The sequence below is a fragment of the Caballeronia arationis genome (assembly GCF_001544975.2).
In the GTDB taxonomy this organism is placed as follows: domain Bacteria; phylum Pseudomonadota; class Gammaproteobacteria; order Burkholderiales; family Burkholderiaceae; genus Caballeronia; species Caballeronia arationis.
In genome coordinates this window covers 1-1,138 of sequence record NZ_FCOG02000481.1, presented here as the reverse complement: position 1 = coordinate 1,138, position 1,138 = coordinate 1, and the positions used below count along the sequence as shown (strand labels likewise).

Below are 1,138 nucleotides of genomic sequence, written 5' to 3'. Positions count from 1 at the left end.
CCGCGCTTACCTCTGTGAAAGAGGCCGAACTCGCCGCGTTCTGCAAGGACCATGCGGAGATCATGGCTAGCGCCGAAGCAGCTGGTGAACGGCACCGCGCCGTGCAGGCAGCGTTGGCTGAGGAACTGGCCCACGAATTGGAAGGCGAAGTAAAGCACTAGCACGTTGCCCACCCAACGCTCACGGCCTAGTGAGGCATTGGGCGACGCCGGCGGCGTCGAGCCGTTGCCGCCACTCGTCAGAAAAATGGCGCTCGTCGACGCATAGCAGACAAAACGCGACGAAGAGGAATATCATCCGTCACCTGACAGAGCAACGGCAGCTAGCAGCATGAACGAGTACTCGATCACTGATATTGAGAACGCCATCAACTACTGGCGATCGCGGCAGGCGGCGACGGATGACTTTGCTGTCTGCCCGCGAGCAAGGATACTGGCGGACGTGTACGGAACGATGATCTATCATCAGCGAGAGCGCGTCGAAGCCAGAAACTTGACGGCGGAACAAAATGAAGCGATAGGTCTTGCGCTCGCCCAAAAGGAACTTTTTTGATCCCGACGAGAGGGGGCAAACGTGTCGAACGCCGGTAGAGCCCTGGTTTGGGTCGACGCTGTGGCCGGCGGTGGCCGCGTCGAGATTTATTCGCGAGAGGTATCGAAGGCGGACGCGCTGCGCATGTTTGCATCAGCCAGCACCGACACGCGAGCTTTCGAAGAGGACCTCATAGACTGGGTAGCAACGGAGATAGTCGGCGACGTTTTGTTCGCCGGCTATTTCTGCCCTAAGAGCAAAGGCTTGGACGAGGAAAAGCAAGTGTCGTTCGCGCTCGTACATGCTTGCGACGCTATCAGCAAGCATTTCGGCATTGACGCAGGACTCCTCGAACGCGCATTGCGGCCTGAGAATCTGGCGGAGTTGGCCGCCGAACGGGATGCAGAGATCGCATCTCTGGTCCATGATCTTCCCGAACTGACGAAGGACGCCGAGGCCGTGCGAGAAAAGCATGCGTCGGTGCAAGCTGCTCTTGCCGACGAACTTGCGAAGGCGATCGCAGACGGCAAGATCACCTCCCATTAGGCGTTCGGGACCTCTCGCCCCGCCTTGACAACTCTTTCGCGTCACTAATCTTGGAAATGAG

At 58.5% G+C, this 1,138-nt stretch carries 2 protein-coding genes; both read left to right on the top strand.

Going from position 1 to position 1,138, the window contains the following annotated elements:
- The first annotated feature begins 330 nt into the window (after nt 1–330).
- Nucleotides 331–552 (top strand): DUF3717 domain-containing protein, encoded by a 222-nt coding sequence (locus tag AWB81_RS43345; protein ID WP_062644751.1) that lies wholly within the window; start codon nt 331–333, stop codon nt 550–552.
- A 21-nt stretch (nt 553–573) separates the two neighbouring features.
- Complete coding sequence (locus AWB81_RS43340; protein ID WP_143753588.1) at nt 574–1,077, top strand: hypothetical protein; 504 nt, start codon at nt 574–576, stop codon at nt 1,075–1,077.
- Nucleotides 1,078–1,138 lie beyond the last annotated feature (61 nt).